The organism is Roseimicrobium gellanilyticum (assembly GCF_003315205.1).
Lineage (GTDB): Bacteria > Verrucomicrobiota > Verrucomicrobiia > Verrucomicrobiales > Verrucomicrobiaceae > Roseimicrobium > Roseimicrobium gellanilyticum.
Genome location: NZ_QNRR01000001.1, coordinates 607,273 through 614,875, shown reverse-complemented (window position 1 = coordinate 614,875; position 7,603 = coordinate 607,273). Strand labels below are relative to the sequence as shown.

Sequence of the window (7,603 nt, the reverse complement as noted above, 5' to 3'; positions counted from 1 at the left end):
CAATCTTAGTTCTAGATAATTCAATCGTGTTCCAACGATCGAATCAACCCTTTATCACTGAATAGAGGGCCGATAGCTGCTCAATCGGCCGGTCAGCGCATCCACCTGGATAGTATAGAAGTTTCTAACCTCCGTCGGGGCTTTCTCGGCATTCTCTGTCGAGGTGACTGTCAGATACCATTTTGCGGCCTCATCGAGGTCTGTCCCTTCAGGATAAAACACAAACGACCTGTATTTCGAGGCAGGCGGAGTGAAGGGAATGTACTTATCACCCACACGTAGCACCGCATCCACAGTCTGCCCGTCTCCATCCAAGGAATCAGGACGATTCCCGATCAGTGTCGACATTTGCACATCTTCGGAGATGGCTGTTCCGCCAGGCAGAAGGTGCATGGCCTTGCGGACAACGGCAAGAGGCCTCATGAGCTGCGTATAGGCCTTTTGAGTAGCCGCACGGGGGTCCAACTCTCCAGTCTGATAGTATTCCGTGAAAACTACCCCACGGTAAAATCCTTCCGCGGAGGCTCCGTTGAGGGCATCTTCTTCGCTGGGCACCCGATAGAGACGCACCTCCACTGGTCGATTGTTGCTGTTTGCCCGACTTTGGGCCTCGGAAAAAAGGCCAACCAAGGTCTCACCGCCGGAGGTGAGCCGGCTGGCGCCAACACTGCCCAAAATGGTGGGTGCCGCCACCGCAATGAGGATTGCAATGACCGTAATGACGATCAAAAGCTCGATAAGCGTGAAAGCCCCGGCGCGACTGCCGGAGCTCGGGGCGTTCTGAGACGAAGCTGCTTTCATGGTGGATTTGAAGGTGGCTAGGTACCTTGCCCCCATTTCGATGCGCGAATGGGAACGGTAGCGGTGAAGACCCGGAAGTTGATTTTCTTGTCCACCAGCCCCTTCACCACGAGATCCAAATCGGTGTGGTAGGTTTCCGCCCGCTGGAACAGGCCTGTGTTAAGAACATCCCTCAAAGGTGGTGAGGTCCCGTTGTCGATGGACATGTTCGTGGCTGATGCCTCGTCTACAACCACAAAGGTAACCGCTACCATGGGAGGCAACTGATATTCACTGGGGTCCTGCACAGTGGTGGACATGGGGTCTTTCGGCCTCGTGTTGTAGGTATAGAAAGGCGCGATGTCAGTTACCGGGGAGAGACCATCCTTGTCCGCTTGAGAGCGCCGGGGAGACAGCACCAGCAGAACCACATTGTTGGCGATAGGTTTGCTCCACTGGGCAAAGTCTTCATACCAACGCCTTCCGCTGGCATTGCTGTCGGGATCATAAGCCCGATTGTTCTCCGTAGGGGCTCGGTATTCGTACAGCCTGTAGCGGTACACTTCTGCCTGGCCGATGTTGTTCAGGAAGTCAGGCCGATAGTCCCTGTCAGACCCAAACTGCACGAAGAATCCGCAGCCGTTCAGCGAGGTTGGCAGCCGGTACTCCGAAGTAGTACCCATCGGCGCCTGAAAGAAGATCGCATGCCCCGGCGAGATGTCCGGGGGGAGGCCCGTCATCGGCGGGTCCGTTGCGGAAGAAGAACGGCCACAAATGAACTGCAACTCCGAATAACGTGCATAGCCCGATGGTTGCGCAGTTTGAGTCTTGGAGGGAGGAGTCAATGGGTCATCATTGTTCGGGTATCGGTAGACCAGATAATTATTGAGACTTGCCTGACTGATGGCATTGACCATCCGATCAAAAGCGCGTCTCGCTTCGCGGAACTCCGAGACTTTGGAGTGCGCCTGATGCCATGCGCCCTGCACACTGCCCACTACGCTGGTTACCAGCAAAAGGAGCACGGTAAGAACCGTCATCGACACGAGAAGCTCCACCAGGGTAAATGCAGCCCCACCATGGCGACTCGGCTTCGAACCGCCATCCCTTCCCCTACAAGCAAGTGATATATGCATTGTCGTCCTTTGAAAAGCTGGTTCAATATTGGCGCGTAATGGTGAACGCGCGTTTTTCGTGCTTGGACCGTACGTCATCAAAGTCGTAACCCGGTGTGGGAGTGACCGCGACGTGAATGATGATCCTCCGGGCGTCCGCCCGTTCATTCATCCCCCCCGGCACGATGCCCGCCCCCGGAACAAGGGCCGTGTTGAGCGGCACAAATTCATATTTGGCTACGTAGGAAAGAGCCAGATACTCTTCATCGCCCAGCGTATGGTTCCCAGAACGATTCAGGGTTGTGCCCTCCGAATCAAAGTAGCGCCTGGCATTCTCATACTTCCTCAGGTTCTGCCATATGCCACCCGACTGTTCACCCCAGTCGGCGGATTGGATTTCATTCACCATCTGCTGATAAATCCTGGCAATCGCCACGGTGTTGCCAGCCTGGCGAACGTTTTCAAGCCCTGTCGGCAACAAGCCGAGCAGGGTGATGATACCCAAAGCGGCAATCGCCGTGGCGATGGCCACTTCAGGCAGTGAGAATCCTTGGGGACGCCGGATCGAAGGGAAGTTTTTCATGGGTTTGAGTGCAAAGACGGGTGCAGTACCGGGAAGGCGTCGCATCACGGCATGAAGCGCTTCATCTCAAGCACACGGAACCGGTAGAAGTCATCCAGGGGGGGCAGGTTGATCGGGTTCGCAGCGGCTCCGTAGTCAGGAATCCGGGTGTCCGACGGGTCAATGCGCCGCTCAACGAGCGCCGAGCCACGGTAGTCTGTCAGCACGGCGTCTTGAGCCGGCTCGAAAACGTTCTGCTTCGTCGAACGAGCCTTCTTCAAGGCTTGGGCTCTGAAGTGCACACGGTAGGTATTGCTCTGTGTGGTGATCTTTCCGTAGATATTCGCATAGGGACGTTCGCGGATGTTGTCACCCGTGAGTCGGCGAGTAGCCCAGAAGACACTGCTCATTTTTGCCACAGTGTACGACTTGTCACTACCGATGGAGTCGGCGCCATCCCCCCCCGTAATCACTTTGGGCAGCAGATGTATTTCGCAAATCTGGCTGGCAGACCTGAAAAGACCACAGAGAGCCGGCGGCGGAGTCGCGTCATCCTTGTCGCCCGAACGCGGGCTGAAGTTAAAGCGGCTCTCGAATTGAGATATCGTACCCAGCACCACAGGATTGGTGGAGGTTTGACGCGTTTCCACATCAATCTGCCGGTGCCACCGCTTGATGGTCGTGTTGGATGCCTGGTTCTTGGTGAGATCCGTCCAAGGCTGCCGGTAGGTGTATTCATCTCGCTTGCGATCAGGCGGGCTGCCCGGCATCACATTATAACTTCCCGCATCCGCAACCGGGACGGCCTTCAGCATTTCCCCTTTCAGCACAGCGTGAATGCCAGTCGCACGGCGGATGTGGCTGAACGGCACAATCTGGTAGTTGATGTTGACCTTGCCAGCTGTGGAGAAGGGCTCGCTCACAGCGTAGGGCTCCACGATCGGCATCCAGAAAAGATCCATGATGTAATGGTCCGCCGGATCCTTTCCACCCTGCCACTTGGCGGCACCCGGGTGATCATTGAGGTATTGAGTCGCCAATGAACCACGGGTTTGCGGCCTGAAGAGCAAGGTCTTCCACGGTACCCCGTCATAGACGCCAGTGGAAAGCGAACCAAACATGCCCGGAGAGGGCATGATGCGATTGGGCGTCATGAACGACTCACCCGCATTGGTGTACAACCAGCTGTAGTCAATGGTGGCCAGGTAGGCATTCACCATACGAATGGTCTGGGTATCGTTGGGGCCATACCGGCGGAAGGTGATGCTGGTGTCCCCTTCATCAGGCTTATTGATGAGAGCTCCGTCACGACATCCCGAGGCAAAGCCACCAGTGTCAAAGTCCCCATACTTGCCAGCCGCCTCCACCGCAGTTTTGTGAGCCGCAATCTCAGGGTAGGCACGAGCGTTGTAGTTTGCGTTCGGCACCAGACGCAAGGAGGCAGAACCGCGATCAAACCCTGCGTCAGAGCTTGAATAGTAACGGCTCATGCTGTGCGCCACATATTGCTTGAACGCCACGGTATGACCGGATGCCTTCACCACCTTGCCCAAGTCACCGATACGCGGATGGTCCATCCACTCGGTGGCGGGGACCACCGGCATGGCGGCAAGAAGTCTCGTGTCCCCATGCTTGGGCACCATGGTGAAAACCGTATCCTGACCGCGAGAACCACGCTTGGAAGTCAAGGGCTCCGTATCGGACCATTTTGTGTCACTGAAGTTGTCGGTAGTCACGTCGTCCGCGGGATCAGACGGATTCAGAAGGTTCTGCGTGAAGGCACCGCCACTGACAGGCTCGAAGGCCCACATCAGAGAAGCGCCACGCGGAATACCATGCGCCGAGGAACGATCGTTGCCGCCCTGATTGAAAAAGCGCCCTCTGGTGGACACAACAAAGCCATTGGAACCCGGCGCGACATTGTATCCGCGAGGAGTCCAGCCACCAACATACCGGTTGATGGCGCCAGCGTAGTTGAATGCCCACCAGTGGGGAGCATCCACAGCATCGTTGATGGTGACCGTATTGCCACTCTGTTGCCAGGAACGGTCTGCGGACATCGTCACAATCTGCGGCGCCGGAAGGTCCTGGCTGGGCAGATTGATGTTATAGGTCTGCACCAGATTGTCCTGCGTCGTCTTGTGGCTGCTGTAGAGCTTGATCGTAAGGGGTGCCCCGGTAAAGCGCATCGTCTCACCAGCACCAATATTGATCGTCACATATTTGGTGACGAGGTCCATGTTTTTGGTTCCGCGATGGGGATCACCGCTACTAGAAGCGTTGATGTCATACCCCGGGTCCGCAGGGATGAGCGCTTCCCCGTGGACCGCCGCTCTACGGCCCACTGACATCGCAGCGGCGCTGATGCATCCGCCCACAGGGCGGCAGTCAGTCCGATGGTAGACATCGTTGTCGGACTTCCAGGTAATGGGAAATACGGATGAAGTGTCGTACAGGTCCTTGCCGTTGAGCTTCGTGTTCTTCAAACCTTCGATGACCACAGTAAATTCGGGGTTCAGCTCCGCGTAGCCAGCCGCGATCATAGCGAACTCCATCAAAAAGATCCCCTGCACCCTTCTCTCAGTCGCTGTCAGGGGCGGAAGTCCACGGTCCAACGTAGCATTCCAGTACTCCGGTTTGCACCCGGGATGATTGTAGGGACTGTTGGGATCCTTGGTGCCTTTCGTAGAATCCACTTTGTAGTAGGCCTGCATGACCGCAGGAATGGGCACCGGAGGATAGTTCGAGTACCAGAACTGCCTTTGCCCCGTCTCTCCGGTAAACGGGAACAGGAGCTTGTCCTGATCATCGTTGGGCAGCTGATCACCAGGGCCAATTCGGTCTTGGGTATCACGCTTCGTCCACAACGCCGTGCGTCCACCACTGCGGACAATATTGACGGTGCCTTTCCTGTATTTCTGCTCGCCGTTGGGAAGCGTTTCGCCTGGCACAGGTTCAAGGTTGGTCCAGCTACCCTTGTCCGTTTGCCCATCGGCGGTGCAGATGAACTGGAAGCCTACCTCGGTAAGGGTCACAAAGCGGCCGAATCCCTTTTTCCCGTTGTATTCTGAAGGCACGACCATCCCGTGGCCAGGGAAGGTGTTTTCCACCATGCGTTCAGTCTTGGGATCGAGGGAGCCCCCACGGCTCTGGCTGGAGCTTCCTCTATCATACGTGTAAGTCTTGAAAGTTGTCGGCCGGTTGCGATAGAGGCTGCCGTGGTTGTCGATTTCGTTGGTCCCAGTTGGATACCTGTTGCCGTTGTTAAAGTCGTAAACGGTATTGGCCTTCTGAAGCTCTTCCTTGGTTGGGGCGAGGAATCCATCGTAAAGATTCGTCATCCGAATGTAGTCAAAGATCTCAACGAGGATCTGTTCATAGTCGTTGGGATACTTCTGGGCAAATGAGAGCCCGCCTGGCAGCTGCTGCTGCAGGAGATTGCGCAGATAGGCCATCAGTCGCTGGTTGCGATACAGATTCACATCAACGGTTGGGCTGTACGCACATTTGCGGCGGAAGAAGTAGCTCTTTTCGCCTTGACCGCTGGTTGTCGGCTTGCCCATGGACGCGCAGAAAGCGATCAATTGGTCATAACCGGTCCTGTAGTCAGAGCCCTTGGCCCCACCGGTCTTCTTGCCAGGTTCATATTCAATGCCGCCCTCATCCGCGATGGGCCAGATGGCAACACGCGGCGTGCCGAAGATGTTCACTTCAGGCATCCGGCTTTGCGCAGTCAGGAAGAACCTCGCTCTCTCGAGGTTGATCTTGTCAGCGCTGTACTTTTCCGTCGGCTTGGTGAACATCCAGTTCTTCGTCGGCTTGCCCGAACTGTCCACGAAGCTGTTGACGTCGCGGAGATTCCCCGTGCCCATCTTCTGCGCGAAGTACAATTCATCAACAGAAGCATAGAGGCGCTCCTTGATGGAGTCCGTCAGGTCCACCCACTTCTTGTACATGGCGTCCTGATAACCAGCGTAGTTATCGACGAATTTCCAGTAGGGAATCGTTCCGGCTTTGGAACCACCGGTGTTTACCTTCGGAGCCATCAGGTAGATGGATTCTTTCCGCTCGAGGATCTCCTGATAGGACTGACTGCCGACGTCCTTGCCGTAAAGATCCATCTCCCGATTGGGGAAGAACACGGTGCTCAATGCAATCGTGGCCGGATGTCCCGGGTATCTTTGATACTCATAGGTGGTCGGCTGATAATGTGCCCACCACATATCACGGTCATGGTAGAATGAAGGAGTGGTCCAGTAGGATGGTTCGCTGGCCACGTTGACGTTCAGCTTGGTGCTCTCATCGTCTGCCCAAAACGCGATTCGACCGACGATGGGGTTCGTGGCGGCCTCACCTGCCGTCAGGAGACTGCCATCAGGCTTCACAAACGCGTTCGTTTGATCCAACGCCCCCACAGTGCCATCCTTGAGCAAATAGACCCACTCCACAGGCATGGCCAACCGGGCGCTGATATCATCCGGCGTCTGAGCCATCTTCACGCCGAAAATTTCCGAATTCGTCCTCGAGGTGGATGTGTACCAAAACCCTTCCACATTGGGGTTTTCGGGATTGTCGGGAGCAGTGGAGGGAAGATCGCGATCGCGTACATACGCCCTCGGGTCGATGATGGGGAAGTACACCATTGGCTCAGAAGTGCCGGCAACGGGGGGACGAACCACTGGGTCGTTGAGATCCACATAGCGAGCAGGCATCAAATTCCAGTCCCCGGGAGCAACGTCGTTGATCATCTGCTCTTCATTGCCAGCGACCACCATTGATGAACTGGAATAGAGCTTGAAACCAGAGTGAAAGGCACCATCTGCGCGATACTTGCGGATGGCACCGGGTTGGGAAGCCCAAATTTCACGACCAGGAGTGGTCGCATCTTGTTTGGTTGCCTGCCAGATTTGGGACATCACCAGATTGATGCCTGTGTCTGCAATTCCCCTGGCCATCTCCTGCTGACCGTGCTGGTCAGATGCGGCCCGCTCATTCTCGGCGAGCGAAAAAATCGCGATGGTCAGTACCGTGAGCAGGGCGAGCATCGAGACGACGATGACCAACGCCAGCCCTTTGCTGTTCCGCGACTTCAGTTGAGGTTGCGATGTGTTCATAGCGGAATGAATTAATTAGGGATGCCGAAATG

Annotated in this window: 4 protein-coding genes; all 4 read right to left on the bottom strand. The window is 55.9% G+C overall.

All coding sequences use genetic code 11. The features are described 5' to 3' along the window. Positions 1-54: 54 nt before the first annotated feature. From vccD to vccA, 4 genes are read right to left on the bottom strand one after another with little or no spacing between them, the layout of a single operon-like run. Positions 55-801, bottom strand: coding sequence for a Verru_Chthon cassette protein D (vccD, locus tag DES53_RS02410; protein WP_170156794.1), 747 nt, complete (start codon positions 799-801; stop codon positions 55-57). Positions 802-818: 17 nt separating this feature from the next. Continuing rightward, on the bottom strand, positions 819-1,916 hold the full coding sequence (gene vccC / locus DES53_RS02405) for a Verru_Chthon cassette protein C (protein ID WP_245958068.1): 1,098 nt from the start codon (positions 1,914-1,916) through the stop codon (positions 819-821). A 22-nt stretch (positions 1,917-1,938) separates the two neighbouring features. Beyond that, positions 1,939-2,478, bottom strand: coding sequence for a Verru_Chthon cassette protein B (gene vccB, locus DES53_RS02400; protein WP_170156792.1), 540 nt, complete (start codon positions 2,476-2,478; stop codon positions 1,939-1,941). A 44-nt stretch (positions 2,479-2,522) separates the two neighbouring features. After that, positions 2,523-7,571 carry a Verru_Chthon cassette protein A gene (vccA, locus tag DES53_RS02395; protein WP_113956602.1) on the bottom strand — a complete coding sequence of 1,683 codons (5,049 nt, stop codon included), beginning with the start codon at positions 7,569-7,571 and terminating at the stop codon, positions 2,523-2,525. Between the last annotated feature and the right edge of the window lie 32 nt (positions 7,572-7,603).

Bases quoted from the DNA above. Each gene is read 5' to 3' on its own strand.
- vccD (WP_170156794.1), bottom strand. From the start codon at position 801: ATGAAAGCAGCTTCGTCTCAGAACGCCCCGAGCTCCGGCAGTCGCGCC.
- vccC (WP_245958068.1), bottom strand. From the start codon at position 1,916: ATGCATATATCACTTGCTTGTAGGGGAAGGGATGGCGGTTCGAAGCCG.
- vccA (WP_113956602.1), bottom strand. From the start codon at position 7,571: ATGAACACATCGCAACCTCAACTGAAGTCGCGGAACAGCAAAGGGCTG.
- vccB (WP_170156792.1), bottom strand. From the start codon at position 2,478: ATGAAAAACTTCCCTTCGATCCGGCGTCCCCAAGGATTCTCACTGCCT.